This is a genomic window from Pseudomonas sp. Ost2, from assembly GCF_018326065.1.
Taxonomy (GTDB): Bacteria; Pseudomonadota; Gammaproteobacteria; order Pseudomonadales; family Pseudomonadaceae; genus Aquipseudomonas; species Aquipseudomonas gingeri.
In genome coordinates this window covers 4947285-4971602 of sequence record NZ_AP021904.1, presented here as the reverse complement: position 1 = coordinate 4971602, position 24318 = coordinate 4947285, and the positions used below count along the sequence as shown (strand labels likewise).

Below are 24318 nucleotides of genomic sequence, written 5' to 3'. Positions count from 1 at the left end.
CAGGAGCTTCGCGGGCAAGCCCGCTCCCACACCTGCCCGCTGCCGAGGGATCAGGCCTTGGTGTCGATGGACATGCTCGCGCCGGAATTGGCGAATTGTTGCAGGTTCTGCAATACGTTGATCGCCCGTTTGTACTCGGGAATCATGTAGTTGGCGAACTGCTCGTTCTTGGTCGGGCTGTTCTGCAGGCCGCTGATCTGGTTGGCGAAATAGTCCAGCGCGTTGAATTTCTCATTCGGTTTTTTCTGCGAGCCGGCGGTGGACAGCAGGTTGGCCGTGGTGGAACTGATCAGGCCCTGTTCCTTGAGGATATCGCTGTACTTGGCCAACTGTTCCGGGGTGACCGATTTCGGATCGAATCCCTGGAACTTCGACTGCAGGTGGTCCTTGGCCATCTTGTCCGTGTCGAGGGCCTTGGGATCGGGCTTGATGTCCTTGAGGACCTTGTCGGCGTTGGCCTTCTCGGTGTTGTTCTTCTTGGCTGCCGCGACATCCTGTTGCACCACCCGCGAACGCACGGCGGTGGCCCAGGCAGAGATCGAACCCAGGCTCATACCCGACCCCCAACGACTACGTGGCCGTGGGTTTCAGCATCGTGCCGGGGTCTTTGCGAGAAAACCATTGGGAATGTCCTGTCGAAAATAGGCGTGATAAACGAGTCTGAACAAGTGTATCGGCAGGGCAGAGAATATATTCAGAAGTGTTACAAACTTTATACAAAACGCCGGATAGGTATCGGCGCGGTGTTTTTCAGGGCTGCCATGGCGTGACATCGCCGCTCAGCTTGCGGTCGAGGAAACACGCGGCGCTGATCAGCGCCAGGTGGGTCAGGGCCTGCGGGGTGTTGCCCAGGTGCCGGGCCTGGGGATCGAACTCTTCGGCATACAACCCCAATGGATTGGCATAGCGCAGCAGTTGTTCGAACTCCAGGTGCGCCTGTTCCACGCGGCCGGCGCGGGCCAGGCATTCGACGTACCAGAACGAGCAGGCGGCAAAGGCGCCTTCGGTGCCCGGCAGGCCGTCGATGGGATGGTCGTCGTTGCGATAGCGGTAGACCATGCCGTCGCGCACCAGGCTTTTCTCGATCGCCTCCAGGGTGGCCAGCCAGCGCGGGTCGGTGGCTCCGACAAAACGCACCAGCGGCATCAGCAGCATCGAGCCGTCGAGGCCGGTGCCGCCGATATGCTGGACGAAATGCCCGCGTTCCGAGTTCCAGAAGTTGTTCCAGATATCGCTGTGGATCGCCTGGCGGGTCTGGTCCCAACGGGCGAACGGCGCCGGCAGCGAGCGCTTGGAGGCCAGGCGGATGGCGCGGTCGAGGGCAACCCAGCACATCAGCCGCGAGTGCAGGAAATGGTGTTTCTCGCCGCGCATCTCCCAGATCCCGACATCGGCCTGGTCCCAGGTTTCGCAGACCTGGTCGACGATCTGGCCGACATGCAGCCAGCCCTGATGGGAAATCGCTTCACCGTATTTGTTGGTCAGGTACACCGCGTCCAGCAACTCGCCAAAGATGTCCAGCTGGATCTGGTCGTAGGCCTGGTTGCCGATGCGCACGGGGCGGGCATTGCCGTGGCCGGACAGGTGTTGCAGTTCGGTTTCGGGGAGTTCCTGGGTGCCGTCGATGGCATAGAGGATATTCAGCTTCAAGGGCTGGTCGCTGCAATCGCCGACGCGCCCGCGCAGCCAGCGCATGAAACCGTTGGCTTCCTCGACATAGCCCAGGCGCATGAAGGCGTAGATGGTGAACGAGGCGTCCCGGATCCAGGTGTAGCGATAGTCCCAGTTGCGTTGGCCGCCGGGGCTTTCCGGCAGGCCGAAGGTGGCCGCGGCGAGGATCGCGCCATGCTTGCGCGAGGTCAGCAGCTTGAGGGTCAGGGCCGAGCGATTGACCGCTTCGCGCCAGCGGCCACGATAGTTGGAGCGGCCGATCCAGTGTCGCCAGAAGGTCAGGGTGCGTTGCAGGGCGAGGTCGCTGCTGCCGACCTTGAGCCGCGGATCGTCGGCGGCGCCCAGGAGGAACTCGGCGCACTGGCCCTGTTCCAGCGCGAAGGTGGCGACGGCGGCATCGCGCCGCAGTTGCAGCGGTTGGTCGGCACACAGGCGCAGGCTTGGCTGGCCGGGTGCGTGGAAGCACACATCCTGCTCGTCGAGGCGGGCGCGGGTCGCGGCGCGCGCGTAGTCATGGCGCACGGCGCAACGCAGGTGGAACGTGGCGCGGCCGCTGACCACTCGTACCCGGCGGATCAGCATGGGCAGGTCGTCTTCGTCGTCGCTGACCGGGAGCAGGTCGGTGATTTCCACCACGGCCCCCGCGCTCAGCCAGCGGGTCTGCAGGACATTGGTATCCGGCAGGTAGATCTGTTCGCGGCGAGCGTCGGGCAGGTCCGGAGCCAGCTGGAAAATCCCCGCTTCCGGGGTGTCGAGCAGGGCGCAGAATATCGACGGGCTGTCGAATGCCGGCCAGCAGAAGAAATCGACGCTGCCACGGTCGTTGATCAGTGCGGCGCTGCTCATGTCGCCGATGACGCCGTGGGCCTCGATCGCGCTCTGGAGCTCTTTGGAAAGAGGTTCGTTGGAAAGATCGACCATGGACGCGAAACTCCGAATAGAGGGGATGCCGCTGTCAGTGCGTGCGTTCGAAGGCACTCACAAAGCTGACTGACATTCCCCGGCGGAGTTCAGGCGGGTTGCCGTTCACTGCTCCGGCGTGTCGGCAGGCTCAGGGTCGCCGCCGTAGTGCTGGCCCAGTTCGACGCGGTTTTCCTCGACCCAGCCGCTGAAGTCCTCGCCGCCGTTGGCGATGTACATGACCTGGGCCCAGCCGTCTTCGGTGCTGGCGTACACCGTCAGAATGTCGCCGGGAACGACAAACACCTTTTTGCTGATACAGGCACTGCTGGGGGCACTGTGAAAGTACGCCCGGCCCTTGCCGATCACTTTGCCTTCGACGGGCGGGCGATAGCTGCCGGCTTCGGCATTGGCCTTTTCATTCAGGGCGTCGCAATCGACCGGGGCTTCGGCCGCCCCGGCCAGGGGCGAGAGGCTCAGCAGCAGGCAGGCAAGGGGCAGCAGGCGGGTGGGGCGTTCCATGCAGGCGATGTCCATCGGCGGGTGGGTGAAGGGGGGATCATAGCGCAAGGCGGATTGCCGATCAGCCGGGAAGGGCAACGGGCGTGAGTACCGGCTTGCCGGAAAAATACGCCAGCAGATTCTCCGCCACCAGGCTGACCGTGGCTTCCGAGGCCTCCGGCGAAAGGCCGGCGACATGGGGGGTGAGTACCACGTTGGGCAAGTCCTTGAGCACTTGCGGCACATTCGGCTCGTCATCGAAGACGTCCAGCGCGGCTCCGGCAATCCGGCCCTGTTCCAGCGCGGCCACGAGGTCGTCGGTCAGCACTACGCTGGCCCGGGCGATATTGACGATAAAACCGTCCGGACCGAGGGCTTCAAGGGCTTGTCGGCCGATCAGGCCGTTGGTGCCGGCACCGCCCGGCGTGGCGACGATCAGGAAGTCCGAGGCCTGGGCCAGTTCGACCGGGGTTGCGCAATAGTCATAGCCGATGTCCTCGCGCCGGCGGCGATTGTGGTAGCTCACCGACATGCCAAAACCGAGGGCCGCACGCTGGGCAATCGCCATGCCGACCGCGCCCATGCCGAGGATGCCCAGGCGCTTGCCGCCCAGTGACGGGCGCATCAGCTTGCGCCATTCGCCACGGCGTACCGACGCATCGGCCCGGGGAATATCGCGCACCAGCGACAGCAGCAGGGCCATGGCATGATCGGCTACCGACGAGGCGTTGGCACCGGCGCCGTTGGTCACGACGATGCCGCGTCGTGCGGCGGCATGCAGGTCGACCTTTTCGTAGCCGGCGCCGATCACGCAAATGATCTCCAGCAGGGGCAGGGCGGCCATTTCCTCGGCGAACAGGCCCAGCGGGCCACGGGTCAGGACTGCATTGATACGCTTGCCGTGGGCGGCGATGGCTTCGGCTCGCAGCGCGGTCGTCGGGGCGAGGATCAGCTCGAAACCCTGGCGTTCGATGATCGGCAGGTATTCGTTGACGGTTTCCGTCAACACCAGAACTACGTGGGACATGCGGCGCTCCGCCAATCGGTCAGTGGATGCCGGCAAACTACTCCTGAGTGGCCTCGGCGGGCAAGCGTGGGAACAGGCTTGTGCGGAAGCGAGCCCGTGTGGAAGCGGGCCTGTGTGGGAGCAAGCTTGTGTGGGAGCGGGCTTGCCCGCGAAGAGGCCAGAGCTGTCGCCAGAAGCTTCGCGGGCAAGCCCGCTCCCACAAGGACGCACCCTCCGGTCATCCGGTATGTAGCCGAGACGCCGCTTTTCAGAGGCCAGCTGTCGACCCCAGACCCAGCAACGATTTCGGTTCGAGAAAGGCTTCGAGTCCGTAGGTGCCGTACTCGCGACCGATCCCCGATTGCTTGAAACCACCGAACGGTGCCTGCGGCTCATGGGCCAGGGTATTGATCAGCACACGCCCGGCCTCGATGTGCGCGGCGACGCGGCGGGCCCGTTCGATATCGCGGGACATCACATAGGCCTGCAGGCCGTAGGGCGTGTCATTGGCGATACGCAGGGCCTCTTCCTGGTCACGGTAGGTGATGATCGACAACACCGGGCCGAAGATTTCCTCGCGGGCGATGGTCATGTCGTTGGTCACGCCGCTGAATACCGTCGGGCGTACGAACCAGCCGGCCTGCAGACCTTCGGGCAGGCCTTCGCCACCGGTCAGCAGGCGGGCGCCGCTGTCGATACCCACACGGATGTAACGCTGGACGCGTTGCCATTGTTTCTCGCTGACCATCGGTCCGATGCTGGTGTCCTGTGCCCTCGGGTCGCCGGAGCGGATGGCGCCGATGGCCTTGAGGACGGCGGCCTCGACCTCGGCCAGGCGCTGTTCCGGCACCAGGATCCGGGTGCCGGCGACACAGGCCTGGCCGTTGTTCATGAAACCGGCCTGCAGTGCCATGGGAATGGCCTGGTCGAGGTCGGCGTCGTCGAGAATGACCACCGGGGATTTGCCGCCCAGTTCGAGAGTGACGCGCTTCAGCGTCTCGGCGGCGGCGCGCAGGATGGTCTTGCCGACCAGGGTCGAGCCGGTGAAGGAAATCTTCGCCACGTCCGGGTGGCTGCTGATCCGGGCGCCCACCGTTTCGCCGCGGCCGGTGACGATATTGAACACGCCGGGCGGCAGGTCGGCCTCGTGCAGGGCCTCGGTGACGATGCGGGTCTGGATCGCGCTCATTTCACTGGGCTTGATCACCGCGGTGCAACCGGCGGCGAGGGCCGAGGCGAGCTTGCCGCAGATAAAGCCGGCATTGCTGTTCCACGGGGTGATCAGGCCGGCCACGCCCAGTGGCTGCATGCTTACTTCGGCGGTCCCGGCCTGGCGGATGAAGTCATAGTTTTCCAGGACCCGGGCCGCCTCCAGCAGTACATTCGCCGCGTGCTGGGCCATCCAGCGCGAGCGCGAAGCCGGTGCGCCATATTCCTCGATCAAGGCATCGTTGAGCTGGTCCTCGCGGGCGGCAATGGCGGCGTGCATGCGTTGCAGCATCGCCAGGCGCTCGGCCTTGGCGGTGCGCGAAAAGGCCGGGAAGGCCGCCTTGGCGGCGGCAATGGCGGCATCGGCGTCCTGCTCGTCGCCCAGGCGGACCTGGCCGATGACCTGGCCGGTGGCCGGGTTGTACAGATCGAACAGTTCCTGGCCGTGGGGGGTGACAAAAGTACCGTTGATATAGATGTGATCGATGCGTTGCATGGCAGCTCCAGAGCGTGCACGGGTGGTGTCGAACACGGTATGGGACTAGGATTGATCTGATAAGCCGGACAGACCGGCATGACTTGATGAGTGATTTGGGATAATGCGCACTTCAGGCCTGACAGAGCTGGAAGCGGTGCTGGCGGTGGCCCGGCATCGGAGTTTTCGCGCGGCGGCGGCCGAGCTGGAGGTCTCGACCTCGGCCTTGAGCCATGCGGTATCGGCGCTGGAGAGTCGGATCGGTGCCCGCCTGTTCAACCGCACGACCCGCAGCGTGGCCTTGTCCGAGGCGGGCGCGCAGTTTGTCGAGAGTATTTCGCCGGCCATGTCGACCATTCGCGAGGCGATGGAGCAGGCCGGCAGTCATGCCGGCATACCCACCGGGACCTTGCGGATCAACACCGCCGCGGGCGCGGCGAAGCAGGCGATGCCGTTGTTCATCGAATACATGCGGCGCTATCCGCAGATGAACGTGGATATCGTCACCGAGGGCAAGCTGATCGATATCGTGGTCGAGGGCTTCGATGCCGGGATTCGCCTGCACGACAGCGTGCCCCAGGACATGATCGCCATTCCCCTGGGCTTGCCGTTGCGTCTGCTGGTGCTGGGCAGCCCGGAGTACTTCTCGCGAAATCCGGTGCCGCAGACGCCGACCGACCTGCTCAAGCACCGCTGCATTCGCCTGCGCCTGCCGAGTGGACGGATCTACCACTGGGAGTTCGAGCGCCATGGCGAAACCCAGGCGGTGGATGTCCAGGGCGTGCTGACCCTGGATGAGTCGACCCTGGTGCTGGAGGCAGCGCGGGCGGGACTGGGGCTGGTGTATGCGACGCAGTGGAATGCCGCCGCCGACCTGGCGGCGGGGACACTGGTGTCGGTCCTGGAAGACTGGACGCCACCGTTTGACGGGCTGTCGCTGTACTACCCCGGTCGCCGCCATGTACCGGCGGGGCTGCGGGCGCTGATCGAATTGATCAGGGAGCGCAGTGGCCAGCCCCTGTAGTCATGGAGTGCCTGGTCTGGCCTCTTCGTGGGCAAGCCCACTCCCACCGTGTCCGAGTCGAACCGGGATCATGTGGGAGCGGGCTTGCCCGCGAAGCAGCCGGTGAGGTCAATGCGCCTCTCCAGCCTTGATCCCCGCCGGTAGCGCCTTGGTCAGCAGCACCGCCAGCATGCTGATGCCCAGGGCAATCCCGACAAAATGGAAGGCGTCGTTGTAGGCCATGATCAGCGCCTGCTGGTGGGTGATTTCACTGAGCTTGCCGAGGGCCGCGCTATCGCTGCCGAGCTTGTCCGCCAGCAGCGCCAGGCGCTCGGCCACTTGCGGGTTGCTCGGGACGATGGACTCGCGCAGGTAGTCGAAATAGACCTTGGTCCGCGCATCCAGCAGGGTCGCGAGCAGGGCAATGCCGATGGCGCCGCCGAGGTTGCGCAGGATGTTGAACAGGCTCGAGGCCGAGCCGGCGTCCTGCGGCAGGATGTAGGCGGTGGCGATCAGCGAGATGGTGACCATGATCAGCGGTTGCCCGAGGGCGCGGATGATCTGGATCTGGTTGAACTGCGGGCCGGCGAAGTCGGGATTGAGCACGCCCGAGGAAAAGCTCGCCAGCCCGAAAAGGCCGAAGCCCAGGGCGCAGAGCATTTTCGGCGAGACGAACTTCATCAGCTTGGGCACCAGCGGAATCAGGAACAGCTGCGGCACGCCCATCCACATGATCACCTCGCCGATCTGCAGGGCGTTGTAGTTCTGGATCTGCGCCAGGTACAGCGGCAGCAGGTAGATCGATCCGTACAGGCCGACCCCCATGCCCAGGCTGGAAATGCTCGACAGACCGAAGTTGCGGTTGCGCAGGATGCGCAGGTTGATCAGCGGGTTGGGCTTGGACAACTGCAGGATCACGAAGGTGATCAGGCCCAGCAGGGCGATGCTGCCCAGGGTCACGATCAGTTGCGATTCCAGCCAGTCCTTGCGGTGGCCTTCCTCGAGGAACACCTGCAGGCAACCGAGGCCGATGCCGAGGCTGACGATCCCGGCGTAGTCGGTGCTCTTGAGCAGTTCCCAGTGTGAGTCCTTTTTCTCCAGGCCGTAGAGCAGGCCGCCGATCATGATCAGGCCCGGCGGGATATTGATATAGAAGATGTACTCCCACCCCCAGTTTTCCGTGAGCCAGCCGCCCAGCGTCGGGCCGATGGACGGCGCGAAGGTGGCGGTCATGGCGAACATCGCCATGCCCTTGGCGCGGTGGTGTTCCGGCAGCTTGATCAGGGTCAGGGTAAAGGCCAGCGGAATCAGCGCGCCACCGGTAAAGCCCTGCATGGCACGGAACACGATCATGCTTTCCAGACTCCAGGCCATCGAGCACAGCAGCGACGAGACGAGAAACCCGAGGGATACCCAGACCGCCAGCCGCCGCGCCGAGAGCAACTGCACCAGCCAGGCCGTCAGCGGGATCATGATGATTTCCGCCACCAGGTAGGACGTGGAGATCCATGAACCTTCCTCCAGGGTGGCCGACAGGGCGCCCTGGATATCCTTGAGCGAGGAGTTGGTGATCTGGATGTCGAGCACCGCCATGAAGGCGCCGAGCATGACGCTCATGACCGCGATCCAGTCCCGCCGGGTCGGCTCGCCGACCGGGCGGATCAGTTCATCACCGGCCATGGTCAGGGTCGCGGATATCGACCTTGACGGTGACCGACATGCCCGGACGGATGCGGCCCCGCAGCGGGTTGTCGGCGGCAAAGGTCAGCTTGACCGGAATCCGCTGCACCACCTTGGTGAAGTTACCCGTGGCATTGTCCGGCGGCAGCAGGCTGAACTGCGCGCCGGAGGCTGCGAACAGGCTCTCGACGCGGCCCTGGATCGGCATGTCTTCATAGGCGTCGAAGGTCAGCTTCGCGCTCTGGCCGGGCTGCATATGGCCGATCTGGGTCTCCTTGAAGTTGGCCTGGATCCAGATGTCCTGGTCCGGCACGATCGACAGCAGATAGGCGCCGGCCTGCACGTACTGGCCGTTGCGTGCCGCCCGCTGGCCGACCATGCCGCTGATCGGTGCATGGATTTCGCTGCGGGTCAGGTTCAGTTCGGCCTGGGCCAGGTCGACGCGGGCGTTGGCGATCTGGCCGTCGAGGCGCTTGAGTTCGGCGGCGAGGGCGTTGACCTGCTGGCGCTGGCTTTGCAGGTCGGCCTGGGCCTTGGCCACCTGGGAGCGGGCGATATGGTTGTCGGCGGACAGGGTGGTGACCCGCTCTTCCGAGACATAACCGGGCTTGCGCAGGGTCTGCGCCCGCGACAGGTCCAACTGCGAGCGGCCGAGGCTGGCCTGGCTGGATGCCACCTGGGCATCGGCGGCGGCGATCAGGCTGGCCTGCTGGGTCAGCTTGCTCTGGGCCTGCAGGCGTTCGGCCTCGCGGGTGGCCAGGGTGGCATTGGCGCGGTCGACCGCCAGATGAAAATCGTCGCCTTCGAGCCTGACCAGCAACTGGCCTTTTTCGACATGCTGGTTGTCGGCCACCAGCACCTGATCGATACGTGCGCCGAGCTGGCTGGAAACCCGGGTGATTTCTCCCTGGACATAGGCGTTATCGGTGCTTTCATAAAACCGCCCGCGCCAGAACCACTCGGCAAAGAAACCGAGGGCGATCAACAGGACGATCAACAGGAAAACCGACAGGCGACGCTTGAGTTGGGCAGGCATGGGCAGGCAACAATCAGGATAATTAGTGAACTTGGCAGTAGATGAATCTGGCACAGGCCGATTGATGGGTAAATGCCATCCGCGGAGAAAGCCCGGTTTTAGCGGTCTGGCGCCATTTTTAGACCGAAGCTTGGCTTATATGCCCTCTGTCGGGCGCCCCATGCTGGAGACGAGGCCTGTCCGCCTGTTACCATTCGCCCTTTGTTTTATCTCTATTTCGAGACCGCCCATGACCACCGTTCGCACTCGTATCGCGCCATCGCCTACTGGGGATCCCCACGTTGGCACCGCCTACATCGCCTTGTTCAACTACTGCTTCGCCAAGCAGCATGGCGGTGAGTTCATCCTGCGGATCGAAGACACCGATCAGTTGCGCTCGACCCGTGAGTCCGAACAGCAGATTTTCGATGCGCTGAACTGGCTGGGCATCACCTGGGCCGAAGGCCCGGACGTCGGCGGTCCGCACGGTCCGTACCGGCAGAGCGAACGTAGCGAGATCTACAAGAAGTACACCCAGCAACTGGTCGACATGGGCCATGCCTTCCCGTGCTTCTGCACCGCCGAAGAGCTGGACCAGATGCGTGCCGAGCAGATGGCCCGTGGCGAGACCCCGCGCTACGACGGCCGCGCGTTGCTGCTGTCGAAGGAAGAAGTGGCCCGTCGCCTGGCCGCCGGCGAGCCCCATGTGATCCGCATGAAGGTGCCGACCGAAGGCGTCTGCGTGGTGCCGGACATGTTGCGCGGCGAAGTCGAGATCCCATGGGATCGCATGGACATGCAAGTGTTGATGAAGACCGACGGCCTGCCGACCTACTTCCTGGCCAACGTGGTCGACGACCACCTGATGGGCATCACCCACGTGTTGCGCGGCGAGGAATGGCTGCCGTCGGCGCCGAAACTGATCCTGCTCTACGAATACTTCGGCTGGGAACAGCCACAGCTGTGCTACATGCCGCTGCTGCGCAATCCGGACAAGAGCAAGCTGTCCAAGCGCAAGAACCCCACCTCGGTGACGTTCTACGAGCGCATGGGCTTCATGCCCGAAGCGATGCTCAACTACCTGGGGCGCATGGGCTGGTCGATGCCGGACGAGCGCGAGAAGTTCTCGCTGCAGGAAATGGTCGACAACTTCGACCTGTCCCGCGTTTCCCTCGGCGGGCCGATCTTCGATATCGAGAAGCTGTCCTGGCTCAACGGCCAGTGGCTGCGCGACCTGCCGGTGGAAGAGTTCGCCAGCCGCGTGCAGAACTGGGCATTGAATCCTGAATATCTGATGAAGATCGCGCCGCTGGTCCAGGGCCGGGTCGAGACCTTCAGCCAGGTCGCGCCACTGGCGAATTTCTTCTTCGCCGGCAGCCTGCCGCTGGACGCCAAGCTGTTCGAGCACAAGAAACTCGCGCCGGACGATGTGCGCAAGCTCATGCAACTGATCCTGTGGAAGCTGGAAAGCCTGCGCCAGTGGGAGAAGGACAGCATCACCGCGACGATCCAGGCGGTGGTCGATGCCCTGGAACTGAAGCTGCGCGACGCCATGCCGCTGATGTTCGCCTCGATTACCGGGCAGGCGAGTTCGGTGTCGGTGCTCGACGCGATGGAAATCCTCGGCCCGGACCTGACGCGCTTCCGCCTGCGCCAGGCGCTGGACCTGCTGGGTGGCGTATCGAAGAAAGAAAACAAGGAATGGGAAAAGCTGTTGGGCACGATTGCCTGAGTCAGTGTCGGCCGCGCCGCCTCCGTTTCAGGGGCCGGAGGCGTGGCCGACAAGCCCCGGTTTTTCGGGGGGAGGGCGGTAAGTGATTGTTATCCCGGAAAATTCTTTTGAAAAATGTTTAAAAAAAATTTGACAGGGAAGTGGGTCGCACTTAATATGCGCCCCGTCCACAAGACAACACGGAAACACGGCGGCAACGACGGTGTGAAGTGAAGTCGAATGTGGGGCTATAGCTCAGCTGGGAGAGCGCTTGCATGGCATGCAAGAGGTCGACGGTTCGATCCCGTCTAGCTCCACCAATTTAGAAGCTGCAGGGTAGGCTACACTGCCCTGGAGTTTGTACCGGAAGGTCGGAACCAGCACCGATCAGGTACGCAAGGGTTATGTCCCCTTCGTCTAGTGGCCTAGGACACCGCCCTTTCACGGCGGTAACAGGGGTTCGAGTCCCCTAGGGGACGCCAGTTTCACAGAAGTGACGTTGCAGGTTGATGTCACTCCGCCGCGAGGCGAAAAACCTGGGGCTATAGCTCAGCTGGGAGAGCGCTTGCATGGCATGCAAGAGGTCGACGGTTCGATCCCGTCTAGCTCCACCAATTTACACCTCAAGGTCTGGCCACACCGATCTGGAGGTTTGCAGGAGCCGGCTTGCTGGCGATGGTATCGACGCAGTGTTCTGTTGACATGCGTTGCTTGAATCGCCGGGCAGTTGATCCTGCAGTTGTATAGAAGGGTTTGTGTCCCCTTCGTCTAGTGGCCTAGGACACCGCCCTTTCACGGCGGTAACAGGGGTTCGAGTCCCCTAGGGGACGCCACGATTGCCCGCTCTGCGGGATTTTATAAGGGTCATTCAATCATTGAATGGCCCTTTTGTTTGTCTGGCGTTTGGCCTTTTCGCCCTGAATCCCGTTTTCGCAATCTTTTGTCGGACCAGCGGTCATACTTAAGCCTTGCGAAAAAATATTATGCGAATAATATTTCCATTGTAATATTTGGAGGTGGCAATGAACGACAAGAAAGCTCAGACCCGCGAGCGAATCCTGCAGGCCGCCAGCGCCGCCCTGATCCAGCGTGGCCCGGCCGAGCCGAGCGTCAGCGAAGTGATGGCCGCCGCCGGGTTGACCGTGGGTGGCTTCTACGCGCATTTCGACAGCAAGGATGCGCTGATGCTCGAGGCCTTCAAGCAACTGCTGTCGCAGCGTCGGGCGAAAATGGACGATGTCGACAGCGAGCTGGCAGGTGAAGAGCGCCGTGCCTTGTTTGCCGCCTTCTATCTGTCGCGCAAGCACCGCGATGCCGTCGATCATGCTTGCCCGATTCCCGCCGTGGTCGGCGAGATCGGCAGCCTGCCGGCATGCTTTCGCGAAGCGCTCAACGAACATGTGGAACTGATGGTCGCGCAACTCGCGTCCAGCCCCGAGGACACCGACAAGGCCCTGGCCGACATCGCCCTGATGATCGGCGGCCTGGCCGTCGCACGGGCGCTGGGACCTGGCGAGTTGTCCGACAGATTGCTGCGCGCCGCCAAGTCGGCGGTGCTCTGACAGGTTTCATCCCTGGCCTGAGGTAACACGCGATGAGCACTTTGAGTTGGATTCGTGGCATCAATGGAACCTTGGGTCGAGTGGCGCCACGGGTGGTCGCCAGCCGCATGCGCCAGATGTTCATGACCCCTCGCGCGCGTTTGCCACGGGACTGGGAGTTGCCGCTGCTGGCAACCGCGGAGCGCATCACCCTGCGCTTCGGCCTTTCCGCCCTGCGCTGGGGGAAAGGTCCGACAGTGCTGCTGATGCATGGCTGGGAAGGGCGGCCGACACAGTTCGCCAACCTGATCAATGCGCTGGTAGCGGCCGGATACACCGCCGTGGCGCTCGACGGTCCGGCCCATGGCCGCTCGCCGGGACGCGAGGCGAATGTGGTGGTGTTTGCCCGGGCCCTGCTCGAAGCCGCCGCCGAACTGCCGCCGCTCAAGGCGGTGGTCGGTCACTCCATGGGCGGCGCCAGCGCGATGCTCGCCACCCAGCTCGGGCTGCGCACCGAAGCCCTGGTCAGTATCGCCGCTCCGGCCCGGGTGCTGGGGGTGCTGCGTGGCTTCGCGCGTTATGTCGGCTTGCCGCCGCGGGCGCGTTCGGCGTTTATCCGTGAAGTCGAGCGGGATGTCGGGATGCGTGCGGCGCACCTGGATATCGAGCACTACCAGATGGACATGCCGGGGTTGATCGTCCATGCCGAGGATGACCGGATGGTCCGCGTGGATGAATCACGACGTATTCACGAAGCCTGGTTCGACAGCCGCCTGCTGCGCCTGGAAAGCGGCGGCCACCTGCAGGTGCTGGCCGATCAGCGGCTGATCGACGGGGTGCTCGCGCTGCTGGCGGGCCGCAGCCTCGCGCAGCGTCAATCGGCCTGATCCGTTACACTGCCCCGGTCTTTGAATTGACCGGGAGCGGTACATGAGCTGGGATCTGGCGACACCCTTCACCCTCGACCTGCAGGTGGCCGCCGAGGACATCGACGGCCTCGGGCACGCCAATAACGCAGTGTATGTCACCTGGCTGGAGCGTTGCGCCTGGCGTCATTCCCAGCGCCTGGGCCTGGATCTTGTCGAGTACCGCCGACTGGACCGGGCGATGGCGGTGGTACGCCACGAAATCGATTACCTGGCGGCCGCCTATGAAGGCGACGAACTGCAACTGGCGACCTGGATCGTCGACTGGGACCAGCGCCTGAAGATGACCCGGCGGTTCCAGCTGGTCCGGCCCAGCGATAACCTGACGCTGCTGCGCGCGCAAACCACCTTTGTCTGCATCGAGCTGTCCAGCGGCCGGCCCAAGCGCATGCCGGCGGAGTTTCTCGACGGTTATGGCCCGGCGGTGCAATCGGTCTGAGAAAGTACCGGTTTACGGAAGAAACCCGTAAACTGCCGCACTTTTTCGCGGGCCGCTTTTTTCCATGGCCACTTTTCGCTGACTGCTTTTTTCTATGAGAGTCCCCATGCAAATTGCCCTGGCGCCCATGGAGGGGTTGGTCGACAACATCCTGCGGGATGTCCTGACCCGCGTTGGCGGCATCGACTGGTGCGTCACCGAGTTTATCCGGATCAATGACTCGTTGTTGACGCCGGCCTACTTCCACAAGTTCGCCCCCGAACTGCTGACCGGGGCCCGCACCGCTGCCGGCGTGCCGCTGCGCGTGCAACTGCTGGGTTCCGATCCGGTGTGCCTGGCGGAAAACGCGGCACTGGCCTGTGAACTGGGCTCGCAGGTCATCGACCTGAACTTCGGTTGCCCGGCCAAGACCGTGAACAAATCCCGCGGCGGGGCGGTGCTGCTCAAGGAGCCGGAACTGCTCAACAGCATCGTCGAGCAGGTGCGCCGCGCGGTGCCGGCGCATATCCCGGTGACGGCGAAGATGCGCCTGGGCTTCGACAGCCCGGATGGCGCGCTGGTCTGCGGCACGGCCCTGGCCGAAGGCGGCGCGTCGCAGATTGTCGTGCACGCGCGGACCAAGGTCGACGGCTACAAGCCGCCGGCTCACTGGGAATGGGTGGCGCGGGTCCAGGAAGTGGTCAAGGTGCCGGTGTTCGCCAATGGCGATATCTGGTCGGTGGAAGACTGGCGGCGTTGCCGTGAAGTCAGCGGTGCCGAGGATTTCATGCTTGGTCGCGGCCTGGTATCGCGTCCGGACCTGGCCCGACAGATCGCCGCGGCACGAGCTGGCGAAGAAGTGGTCGAGATGAGTTGGGCCGACCTGCAACCGCTGATCCGCGACTTCTGGGCGCAGGTGGTCACGCAACTGACGCCACGCCAGGCGCCGGGTCGCCTCAAGCAATGGCTGGCGATGCTGACCCGCAATTATCCCGAGGCCGTCGAGCTGTTCAATACCGTGCGCCGCGAGACCGATTGCGACGCGGTCGGGCGCCTGGTGAATACGCCGCTGCCGCAAGTCGCGTGAAAAAAATCAGCACAATCTCTTGAAATGCGTGAGGGCGTTCCTATCTAAGGGTTACGCGATGCCGAATTCGGGTCGCGGCTAAAACCACTCGCTGAATTTCAGGAGATTGACATGACTACCGCATTTTCCCTGGCTCCACTGTTCCGTTCTTCCGTCGGCTTCGACCGTTTCAACGACCTGTTCGAAACCGCGTTGCGCAATGAGCCCGGTAGCAGCTACCCCCCTTACAACGTCGAAAAACACGGTGAAGACCAGTACCGTATCGTCGTCGCGGCAGCCGGTTTCCAGGAAGAAGACCTGGAACTGCAAGTCGAGAAGGGCGTGCTGACCGTCAGTGGCGGCAAGCGTGAAGCCAAGGCCGAAAGCGTCAGCTACCTGCACCAGGGCATTGCCCAGCGTGCCTTCAAGCTGTCCTTCCGCCTGGCCGACCACATCGAGGTCAAGGCCGCCGGCCTGAGTAACGGCCTGCTGAACATCGACCTGCTGCGGGTCGTGCCGGAAGAGGCGAAAGCCAAGCGCATCCCGATCAACGGCGCGCAGCAACCGGCCTTGCAGCACTAAGCGCAAGCCTGCAAGACAGAACCCCGCCTCGGCGGGGTTCTTTGTTTCAGGGCAGGCCGGTCAGCAATTTCTTGAATTCCTCCATGGGCAATGGCCGGCTGTGCAGGTAGCCCTGGTACAGGTGGCAGCCCAGGCCCTCGAGGAACACCAGTTGTTCCGGCAGTTCCACACCTTCGGCGATCACCGTCAGGCCGAGGCTGCGGGCCATGGCGACAATCGCGCGGATGATCTCGGCGTCGTTGGGATCGTGGGTCGCGTCGCGGACAAACGACTGGTCGATCTTCAGCGCGTCCACCGGCAGGCGCTTGAGGTAGGTCAGCGACGAATAGCCGGTGCCGAAATCGTCCATGGCAAAACTGACGCCGAGCTTGTTCAGGCGGCGCATCTTGCTGATGGTGTCCTCCATGTTCTGGATCACGATGCCTTCGGTGATTTCCAGCTTGAGCATCGATGAAGGCACGTTGTGCTGCAGCAGCGTGCGTTCCACCCGTTCGACGAAGTCGGCCTGGCGGAACTGGCGCGGGCTGATGTTCACGCACAGGCTGAAGGAGTGCAGGATCAGCCCGTCGCGCAGCAGTATGCCGAACGCCTCGCAGGCATGATCGAGGATCCAGGTGCCCACCTCGAGGATCAACCCGCTGTCTTCCAGCACCTTGATGAATTCGGTGGGCGATTGCGCACCGAGTTCCGGGTGATGCCAGCGCACCAGCGCTTCGGCACCGACGATGCTGTTGTCGCGGGCGTCGACCTGGGGCTGGAAATGCACGCTGAACTCGCCACGGGAAAGTGCCTGGCGCAGATCGTTTTCCATGCGCAGGCGTTCGCTGGCGGCCTTCTGCATGGTGCTGTGGAACATCTGGGTGATATTGCGCCCCGAGTCCTTGGCCCGATACAACGCGATATCGGCCCGCTTGAGCAGGTCGGCGGGGGTCGAGCCGTGGTCCGGGATAAGGGCCACGCCGATGCTCGGGGTCACCTGCAGGCGCTGGCCGTCGAGGAACATCGGCTCGGCCAGCAGCTCACGGATCGTGTCGGCCAGGTCGCGGACCTTTTGCGTGACTTCGCTGCGCGAGCCGTCGAGGCCGCTGAGCAGCACCACGAACTCGTCACCGCCGAGACGCGCCACGGTATCTTCGGTGCGCACACTGGCTTCCAGGCGCGCGGTGACCACCTTGAGCACGGTGTCGCCCACCGGGTGGCCGAGGGAGTCGTTGATGTGCTTGAAGTGGTCGAGGTCGAGGAACAGCAAGGCACCGCGCAGGTTGTGGCGCTTGAGCAGGGCGATCTGCTGGCTCAGACGGTCCATCAGCAGGGCGCGGTTGGGCAGGTTGGTCAACGGATCGTGGTAGGCCAGGTGGCGGATCTGCGCCTGGGCATTCTTCAGCAGGCTGATGTCCCGGGCGGTCAACAGCAGGCAGGCGGTTTCGTTGAGCGTGATGGGTTCGACCGATACCTCTACCGTCAGCACGTCGCCGCGCTTGTTGCGCCCGAGCATGTCGCGATGGGGCACATGGCCCTTTTCCTTGAGCTCGTTGAGCAGGGCGGTGCGCTGCTTGTGGTCGGCCCAGATGCCCAGCTCATACACCGTGCGACCGATCACCTCGCTGCTGGTGTAGCCGGTCAGCCGGCAGAAGCCGTCATTGACCTCCAGGTAGCGCCCGCTTTCACGTTCGGTGATGGTGATGGCGTCGGGGCTGGAGTGGAACGCCTTGGCGAATTTTTCCTCGCTGGCCTTGAGCGCGGCCTCGGCCCGTTGCTGCTGGGTGATATCGCGCAGGGTGGTGACGATGCAGGGCTGTTCCTCGACCACGATCTGCCGGCTGGTGATCACGCAGGTCAGGGCCTGGCCGCTCTTGTGGTGGACGATCACCGCGACATTGTTCAGCGCCTGGTCGCGAATCACCTGCTGGATGCGTTGCAGGCGCTTGGCCGAGTCGTCCCAGAGGCCGATCTGTTCGGCGCTGCGGTGGCGGATTTCATCGATGGTCCAGCCAAAGGTCTGGGTGAAGGCCGAGTTGATCTCGATAAACTGCCCGCTGTCCTGCAAGGTCACGCAGATCGGATCGGGGCTGGCCTGGAACAGGCTGGCGAACTTCTCTTCCGAGGCTTGCAGGCGCTGTTCGCGCTCGACCTGTTCGGTGATATCGAGCAGGGTGCCGGCCATGCGCAGGGGATTGCCCTCGCTGTCGCGGTAGAGCCGGGCGCGGCTTTCCAGGTAGCGCGAGGTGCCGTTTTCCAGCTGCACCCGATAGGTCAACTGGTAGTTGCCCGCGGGGCCTTCGCGCAGGCTGCGATAGGCCTGGCGCATATTCTCGCGTTCCTCGGTGGGCACGCCGTCGAAGAACGCGTCGAAGGATTCATGGAACGGCTGGGGCTCCAGGCCATGCAATTGCGCCGCCCGCGCCGAGCCGTAGAGCATGCCGCTGGGGATATGCCAGTCCCAGGTGCCCAGTTGGGCCGAATCCAGGGCCAGGTCGAGGCGTTCCTGGCTGTCCTTGAGGGCCTGCTCGGCGTTTTTCTGCTCCGTGGTGTCGAGAAAGGTGCTGAGCAGGTAGGCCTGGCCTTCCAGTTCGACCCGCTGGGCGCTGAGGATGCCATCGTGAATGCGCCCGTTGCTGCCCCGGAACTGCACTTCCTGGCTGACCGATTCGCCCTTGGCCCGCAGCGACTTGACCAGCCGCTCGCGTTCCTCGGGATGAACCCACAAGCCCAGTTCCACGGTGGTCAGGCCGATCACCTGGAGCGCCGGCCAGCCGAACAGGCTTTCGAAATACTGGTTGGCTTCGCTGATCAGGCCATCTTCCTCGCGGGTCAGCAACACCATGTTCGGGGACAGGTGGAACAGCGTGGCAAAGCGCTTTTCCGAACTGCTGAGGGCATGTTCGCGCTGGCGCTGGTGAGTGATTTCGCGGATCACCCCGATCATCCGGGGCTTGCCGCTCTTGTCCGGGATCAGGCTGCCGTTGATCTCCAGCCAGTGCAGGCTGCCGTCCGGCCAGCGGATGCGGTGATGCATCGCCTGTTCCAGCGGCTCTCCGGCCAGCACGGCATGGAAGGCCCGCACCGTGCGGGCGCGGTCTTCGGCGGGCAGCAACTCCAGGTAGTCGAGGTCCTTGGGCAGTGGCTGGTGCGGGTCGAAGCCGAACAGCGCCTGGGTGCCGCGGGACCAGCTGACCAGGCCGCTTTCGATGTCCCAATACCAGGCCCCGAGGCGCGCACCGTTGAGTGCGGCCAATAACTGCGGCGCGTTTTGCCAGCTTTTTTCCGACTCGTGAGGGTCGAGGGCATGGATGCGTGGCAACGGCGGAATACGGTTAGCATGCTTGGGCATCAACAGCAGTCCTTGGGGTGAAAGGAACGTTTTTGCTGCAAAAGACCTGATGGGGTGGGCCAGCCCCGGCTTATGCCGACAAGGCCGGCAAATCCGTCTGCCCATCCAGTAAAGCCATAAAGGCCCGCGCGGCGTTCGACAGTGTCCGTTCGGTATGCAGGATATAGCCTAGCTGGCGACTCAGTTGTATGCCCGGTAAAGGTATGCGTGCCACCTGATCGTCGAGCATGGTGCGCGGCAGCACGCTCCAGGCCAGGCCGATGGACACCATCATCTTGATGGTTTCCAGGTAGTTGGTGCTCATGGCGATGTTCGGTGTCAGGCCCTGGGCCTCGAACAGGCGCTGGACGATATGGTGGGTAAAGGTGTTGCCGCCGGGGAAAACCGCCGGGCGGTGGGCGATATCGCCGAGGCTGACCGTGCCGCTGCTGGCCAGGGGATGCTCGGGGGCGACGACAAAATCCAGCGGGTCGTCCCACACCGGCACGGCGCGGACCAGGTGATGCGGTTCCGGCGCCAGGGTGATGACCGCCAGCTCGGCGCGGCCGTGGAGGATTTCCTCGTAGGCGACCTCCGAATCGAGGAACTGGATATCCAGCGCCACCTGCGGATACTGCCGGGTGAAGGCCCGTAGCAGGGGCGGCAGGCGGTGCAGGCCGATATGATGGCTGGTGGCCAGGGTCAGGCGCCCGCTGACTTCGCCGGTGAGGTTGGTCAGGGCCCGGCGCGTGTCATCCAGCACATTGAGGATCTGGTAGGCCCGGGGCAGCAGGGCCCGGCCGGCCTCGGTCAGGCCGACCTCGCGCCCCAGGCGGTCGAACAGGCGCACGTTGAGTTGCTGCTCCAGCCCGGCGATCCGTTTGCTGATGGCGGGCTGGGTCAGGTGCAGGCGTTCGCCGGCGCCGGAGAAGCTGCCCGTCTCGGCAATGGCGATAAAGGCATTGAGGTTGGCCAGGTCCATTATTTGTATTCCATCTGGTTATCCAAAGCATAAAAATTATGAATTTGAGTTATTCACTCTAACCCCCTAGGATCGACCTCACAAGCCAAAGGGTTATTGAGAATAGTCATCAATAAGCCGGGGCATAGAAACAAGCTGATGAGGAAACGTCTGATGGCCGGCAAAACGCTTTACGACAAGCTTTGGGATTCCCATGAAGTGAAACGGCGCGACGATGGGTCGTCGCTGATCTATATCGACCGTCACATCATCCACGAAGTGACCTCGCCGCAAGCGTTCGAAGGCCTCAAGCTGGCCGGGCGCAAGCCTTGGCGGGTCGACTCGATCATCGCCACTCCCGACCACAACGTGCCGACCACCCCGGAGCGCAAGGGCGGGATCACGGCGATTGCCGACCAGGTGTCGCGCCTGCAGGTGCAGACCCTCGACGACTACTGCGATGAATATGGCATCACCGAATTCAAGATGAATGACGTGCGTCAAGGCATCGTGCACGTGATCGGCCCGGAGCAGGGTGCGACCTTGCCGGGCATGACCGTGGTCTGCGGTGACTCCCATACCTCGACCCACGGCGCCTTCGGGGCCCTGGCCCACGGTATCGGCACCTCCGAGGTCGAGCACGTGTTCGCCACCCAGTGCCTGGTGGCGAAGAAAATGAAGAATATGCTGGTGCGCGTCGAAGGCCAGTTGCCGTTCGGCGTGACCGCCAAGGACATCGTCCTCGCCGTGATCGGCAAGATCGGTACCGCGGGCGGCAACGGCCATGCCATCGAGTTCGCCGGCAGCGCGATCCGCGACCTGTCCATCGAAGGCCGCATGACCATCTGCAACATGTCCATCGAAGCCGGTGCCCGCGTGGGCCTGGTGGCCGCCGATGAAAAGACCGTGGCCTACGTCAAGGACCGTCCGTTCGCCCCGAAAGGCGCCGAGTGGGACCTGGCTGTCGAAGCCTGGAAAGACCTGGTGTCCGACGCCGACGCGGTGTTCGACACCGTGGTCGAGCTGGACGCGACGCAGATCAAGCCGCAGGTCAGCTGGGGCACCTCGCCGGAAATGGTCCTGGCGGTTGACCAGAACGTGCCGGATCCGGCCAAGGAGACCGACCTGGTCAAGCGCGGCTCCATCGAGCGCGCGCTCAAGTACATGGGCCTGCGGGCCAACCAGGCGATCACCGATATCCAGCTCGATCGCGTGTTCATCGGCTCCTGCACCAACTCGCGGATCGAAGACCTGCGTGCGGCGGCGGTGATTGCCAAGGGTCGCAAGGTGGCTTCGACCATCAAGCAGGCCATCGTGGTGCCGGGTTCGGGCCTGGTGAAGGCCCAGGCGGAAGCGGAAGGCCTGGACAAGATTTTCCTCGAGGCCGGTTTCGAATGGCGTGAGCCGGGCTGCTCCATGTGCCTGGCGATGAACCCGGATCGCCTGGAAAGCGGCGAACACTGCGCGTCGACGTCCAACCGCAACTTCGAAGGGCGCCAGGGCGCCGGCGGGCGTACCCACCTCGTCAGCCCGGCCATGGCCGCCGCGGCTGCCGTCAACGGTCGTTTCATCGACGTTCGCGAATTGATCTGAGGACCACTACATGAAAGCCTTTACCCAGCACACCGGTCTTGTCGCGCCGTTGGATCGTGCCAACGTCGATACCGATCAGATCATTCCCAAGCAGTTCCTCAAGTCGATCAAGCGCACCGGCTTCGGCCCGAACCTGTTCGACGAGTGGCGCTACCTGGATGTCGGCTACGCCTACCAGGACAACTCCAAGCGCCCGTTGAACAAGGGTTTTGTGCTCAACGCCGAGCGTTACCAGGGCGCCAGTGTCCTGTTGGCTCGGGAAAACTTCGGTTGCGGCTCCAGTCGCGAGCATGCGCCGTGGGCCCTGGACGAGTACGGTTTCCGCAGCATCATCGCGCCGAGCTACGCCGATATCTTCTTCAACAACAGCTTCAAGAACGGCCTGTTGCCGATCATTCTCGACGAGAGTGAAGTCGACGAGCTGTTCCAGCAGGTCGAGGCGACCCCCGGCTACCAGTTGACGGTCGATCTCGCGGCCCAGACGGTGACCCGTCCGGATGGCAAGGTCTACCACTTCGAAGTCGATGCGTTCCGCAAGCATTGCCTGCTCAACGGCCTGGACGATATCGGCCTGACCTTGACCGACGGTGATGCGATCGCGGCCTTTGAAGCCAGGCACCGGGCGAGCCAGCCCTGGTTGTTTCGCGACGTTTGATTCGAGGCTGACACGTCCTGTGTAGGAGCCGGCTTGCTGGCGATGAGGCCCTTGAGCCCTGCATTGATCTCAGGGGCGCCATCGCCGGCAAGCCGGCTCCCACAGGGTTGTGATGTTTTTGATTTTCCCGCTCCGCGTTGATATCCAGAGGATGGTTCCATGACCAGCAACGCCCATACCGCAGTGGTGCAAAAGCAATTCGGCGAACAGGCCGCCGCCTACCTGAGCAGCGCCGTGCATGCCCAGGGCAGCGAGTTCGCGCTGCTCCAGGCGGAGCTGGCCGGGCGTGCCGATGCGCGGGTCCTGGACCTGGGCTGTGGTGCTGGCCATGTGAGTTTTCACGTGGCGCCGCTGGTCGGCAAGGTGGCGGCCTACGACCTTTCGCAGCAGATGCTCGATGTGGTCGCCGCTGCCGCCGCCGAGCGCGGCCTGGGCAATATCGCCACCGTGTGTGGCGCGGCGGAGAGCCTGCCGTTCGCCGATGGCGAGTTCGATTTTGTCTTCAGCCGCTACTCGGCGCACCACTGGAGCGATCTCGGCCTGGCCCTGCGGGAAGTGCGGCGGGTGCTGAAACCGGGTGGCGTCGCGGCCTTTATCGACGTAATGTCCCCTGGCAGTCCGTTGTTCGACACCTATCTGCAGAGTGTCGAGGTACTGCGCGACACCAGTCATGTCCGTGATTACTCGGCGGGCGAGTGGTTGCGCCAGGTCAGCGAAGCCGGCCTGCACGTGCGCAGTACCAGCCGCCAGCGCCTGCGCCTGGAGTACAGCTCCTGGGTCGAACGCATGCGTACGCCGCCGGCGTTGCGCGTGGCGATTCGCGACCTGCAGCAGGCGATGGGCGCCGAAGTGCGGGAATATTTTGAGATTGAGGCCGATGGTTCGTTCAGTACAGATGTACTGGTGCTGTGGGCCGAGCGATAGACTTTTTCCGGCTGCCCCGTGACCACGGGTGCACCGACAGATGACACGAGGAAAGCATGAGCAAGCAGATTCTGATTCTCCCAGGCGACGGTATCGGTCCGGAAATCATGGCCGAAGCGGTCAAGGTGCTGGAACTGGCCAACGAGAAGTACAGCCTGGGCTTCGAGTTGAGCCACGACGTGATCGGCGGCGCCGCCATCGACAAGCATGGCGTGCCCCTGGCCGATGAAACCCTGGACCGTGCCCGTGCCGCCGACGCGGTGCTGCTTGGCGCCGTCGGCGGTCCGAAGTGGGACAAGATCGAACGGGATATCCGTCCCGAGCGCGGCCTGCTGAAGATCCGTGCGCAACTGGGCCTGTTCGGCAACCTGCGTCCGGCGATCCTCTATCCGCAACTGGCCGATGCCTCGAGCCTGAAGCCGGAAATCGTCTCGGGCCTGGATATCCTGATCGTCCGCGAACTGACCGGCGGTATCTACTTTGGCGCCCCACGCGGCACCCGCGAACTGGAAAACGGCGAACGCCAGTCCTACGACACCCTGCCGTACAGCGAGAGCGAAATCCGCCGTATCGCCCGTGTCGGTTTCGACATGGCCCGCGTGCGCGGCAAGAAACTCTGTTCGGTGGACAAGGCCAACGTCCTGGCGTCCAGCCAGCTGTGGCGTGAAGTGGTCGAGGAAGTCGCCAAGGACTATCCGGACATCGAGCTGAGCCACATGTACGTCGACAACGCCGCGATGCAACTGGTGCGCGCGCCCAAGCAGTTCGACGTGATCGTCACAGACAACATGTTCGGCGATATTCTTTCCGACGAAGCGTCGATGCTCACCGGTTCCATCGGCATGCTGCCGTCGGCGTCGCTGGATGCCAACAACAAGGGCATGTACGAGCCTTGCCACGGTTCGGCGCCGGACATCGCCGGGCAGGGCATTGCCAACCCGCTGGCGACCATCCTGTCGGTATCGATGATGCTGCGCTACAGCTTCAATCTGCACGACGCCGCGACCGCCATCGAGAAGGCCGTGAGCCTGGTGCTGGACCAGGGGCTGCGGACCGGTGACATCTGGTCGGCCGGTTGCAGCAAAGTCGGAACGCAGGAAATGGGCGACGCAGTAGTCGCCGCGCTGCGGAATCTGTAATCTCTCGGGCCCACCGTTTCTTTCATCCCTGG

General features: G+C 63.6%; 20 protein-coding genes and 4 tRNA genes. 15 read left to right on the top strand and 9 right to left on the bottom strand.

Features of this window, described 5'->3' with window-relative positions:
- Positions 1-50: 50 nt before the first annotated feature.
- The 5 genes from KI243_RS21690 to KI243_RS21670 all read right to left on the bottom strand — a co-directional run bounded on the left by KI243_RS21690 (position 51) and on the right by KI243_RS21670 (position 5783).
- Positions 51-554: a hypothetical protein gene (locus tag KI243_RS21690; RefSeq protein ID WP_017129415.1), complete on the bottom strand. Its 504-nt coding sequence runs from the start codon at positions 552-554 to the stop codon at positions 51-53.
- 196 nt (positions 555-750) lie between these two features.
- Positions 751-2592: a glycoside hydrolase family 15 protein gene (locus tag KI243_RS21685; protein WP_177118810.1), complete on the bottom strand. Its 1842-nt coding sequence runs from the start codon at positions 2590-2592 to the stop codon at positions 751-753.
- 105 nt (positions 2593-2697) lie between these two features.
- Positions 2698-3093, bottom strand: coding sequence for an SH3 domain-containing protein (locus KI243_RS21680; RefSeq protein ID WP_042937194.1), 396 nt, complete (start codon positions 3091-3093; stop codon positions 2698-2700).
- Between the two features lie 61 nt (positions 3094-3154).
- Positions 3155-4099 (bottom strand): 2-hydroxyacid dehydrogenase, encoded by a 945-nt coding sequence (locus tag KI243_RS21675; protein ID WP_212809897.1) that lies wholly within the window; start codon positions 4097-4099, stop codon positions 3155-3157.
- A gap of 247 nt (positions 4100-4346) precedes the next feature.
- Positions 4347-5783, bottom strand: coding sequence for an aldehyde dehydrogenase family protein (locus KI243_RS21670; protein WP_017129404.1), 1437 nt, complete (start codon positions 5781-5783; stop codon positions 4347-4349).
- Positions 5784-5886: 103 nt separating this feature from the next.
- On the opposite strand from KI243_RS21670, the gene KI243_RS21665 reads away from it, so the two are divergent.
- Positions 5887-6786, top strand: coding sequence for a LysR family transcriptional regulator (locus tag KI243_RS21665; RefSeq protein ID WP_177086727.1), 900 nt, complete (start codon positions 5887-5889; stop codon positions 6784-6786).
- Positions 6787-6894: 108 nt separating this feature from the next.
- Here the strand turns inward: KI243_RS21665 and KI243_RS21660 are convergent, their stop codons facing one another.
- Together KI243_RS21660 and KI243_RS21655 are read right to left on the bottom strand one after the other, a co-directional pair.
- On the bottom strand, positions 6895-8445 hold the full coding sequence (locus KI243_RS21660) for an MDR family MFS transporter (protein ID WP_177129334.1): 1551 nt from the start codon (positions 8443-8445) through the stop codon (positions 6895-6897).
- Positions 8435-9481 carry an HlyD family secretion protein gene (locus KI243_RS21655; protein ID WP_212809896.1) on the bottom strand — a complete coding sequence of 349 codons (1047 nt, stop codon included), beginning with the start codon at positions 9479-9481 and terminating at the stop codon, positions 8435-8437. The genes KI243_RS21660 and KI243_RS21655 overlap by 11 nt, the downstream gene beginning before the upstream one ends.
- A 229-nt stretch (positions 9482-9710) precedes the next feature.
- On the opposite strand from KI243_RS21655, the gene gltX reads away from it, so the two are divergent.
- From gltX to KI243_RS21605, 10 genes are all read left to right on the top strand, one after another.
- On the top strand, positions 9711-11192 hold the full coding sequence (gene gltX / locus KI243_RS21650) for a glutamate--tRNA ligase (protein WP_103033075.1): 1482 nt from the start codon (positions 9711-9713) through the stop codon (positions 11190-11192).
- Between the two features lie 223 nt (positions 11193-11415).
- Positions 11416-11491, top strand: a tRNA-Ala gene (locus KI243_RS21645).
- An 86-nt stretch (positions 11492-11577) separates the two neighbouring features.
- Positions 11578-11653 (top strand) — tRNA-Glu (locus KI243_RS21640).
- 56 nt (positions 11654-11709) lie between these two features.
- A tRNA-Ala gene (locus tag KI243_RS21635) sits at positions 11710-11785 on the top strand.
- A 143-nt stretch (positions 11786-11928) separates the two neighbouring features.
- Positions 11929-12004 (top strand) — tRNA-Glu (locus KI243_RS21630).
- A gap of 189 nt (positions 12005-12193) precedes the next feature.
- Entirely contained in the window at positions 12194-12733 is a 540-nt protein-coding gene (locus tag KI243_RS21625; RefSeq protein WP_017129400.1) for a TetR/AcrR family transcriptional regulator, read from the top strand.
- A 32-nt stretch (positions 12734-12765) separates the two neighbouring features.
- Complete coding sequence (locus KI243_RS21620) at positions 12766-13599, top strand: alpha/beta fold hydrolase (RefSeq protein WP_042937080.1); 834 nt, start codon at positions 12766-12768, stop codon at positions 13597-13599.
- A 43-nt stretch (positions 13600-13642) separates the two neighbouring features.
- Positions 13643-14077: a thioesterase family protein gene (locus KI243_RS21615; RefSeq protein ID WP_017129398.1), complete on the top strand. Its 435-nt coding sequence runs from the start codon at positions 13643-13645 to the stop codon at positions 14075-14077.
- Positions 14078-14183: 106 nt separating this feature from the next.
- The gene (locus tag KI243_RS21610) at positions 14184-15143 is read left to right on the top strand and encodes a tRNA-dihydrouridine synthase (protein ID WP_177119195.1); all 960 of its coding nucleotides are present in this window, start codon (positions 14184-14186) and stop codon (positions 15141-15143) included.
- A 111-nt stretch (positions 15144-15254) separates the two neighbouring features.
- Positions 15255-15704, top strand: coding sequence for an Hsp20 family protein (locus KI243_RS21605; protein ID WP_017129396.1), 450 nt, complete (start codon positions 15255-15257; stop codon positions 15702-15704).
- Between the two features lie 46 nt (positions 15705-15750).
- Here KI243_RS21605 and KI243_RS21600 read toward each other — a convergent pair whose 3' ends face one another.
- Both KI243_RS21600 and KI243_RS21595 read right to left on the bottom strand, forming a co-directional pair.
- Entirely contained in the window at positions 15751-19035 is a 3285-nt protein-coding gene (locus tag KI243_RS21600) for a PAS domain S-box protein (protein WP_177086734.1), read from the bottom strand.
- 70 nt (positions 19036-19105) lie between these two features.
- A complete protein-coding gene (locus KI243_RS21595; protein WP_103033074.1) occupies positions 19106-19996 on the bottom strand; it encodes a LysR family transcriptional regulator in 891 nt (296 codons plus the stop codon).
- A 153-nt stretch (positions 19997-20149) separates the two neighbouring features.
- On the opposite strand from KI243_RS21595, the gene leuC reads away from it, so the two are divergent.
- The 4 genes from leuC to leuB all read left to right on the top strand — a co-directional run bounded on the left by leuC (position 20150) and on the right by leuB (position 24286).
- On the top strand, positions 20150-21568 hold the full coding sequence (gene leuC, locus KI243_RS21590; protein ID WP_177086736.1) for a 3-isopropylmalate dehydratase large subunit: 1419 nt from the start codon (positions 20150-20152) through the stop codon (positions 21566-21568).
- 10 nt (positions 21569-21578) lie between these two features.
- A complete protein-coding gene (gene leuD, locus KI243_RS21585) occupies positions 21579-22223 on the top strand; it encodes a 3-isopropylmalate dehydratase small subunit (protein WP_212809895.1) in 645 nt (214 codons plus the stop codon).
- A 159-nt stretch (positions 22224-22382) separates the two neighbouring features.
- Entirely contained in the window at positions 22383-23147 is a 765-nt protein-coding gene (locus KI243_RS21580; protein ID WP_017129392.1) for a class I SAM-dependent methyltransferase, read from the top strand.
- Positions 23148-23203: 56 nt separating this feature from the next.
- The gene (leuB, locus tag KI243_RS21575; protein ID WP_017129391.1) at positions 23204-24286 is read left to right on the top strand and encodes a 3-isopropylmalate dehydrogenase; all 1083 of its coding nucleotides are present in this window, start codon (positions 23204-23206) and stop codon (positions 24284-24286) included.
- The last annotated feature ends 32 nt before the right edge of the window (positions 24287-24318 follow it).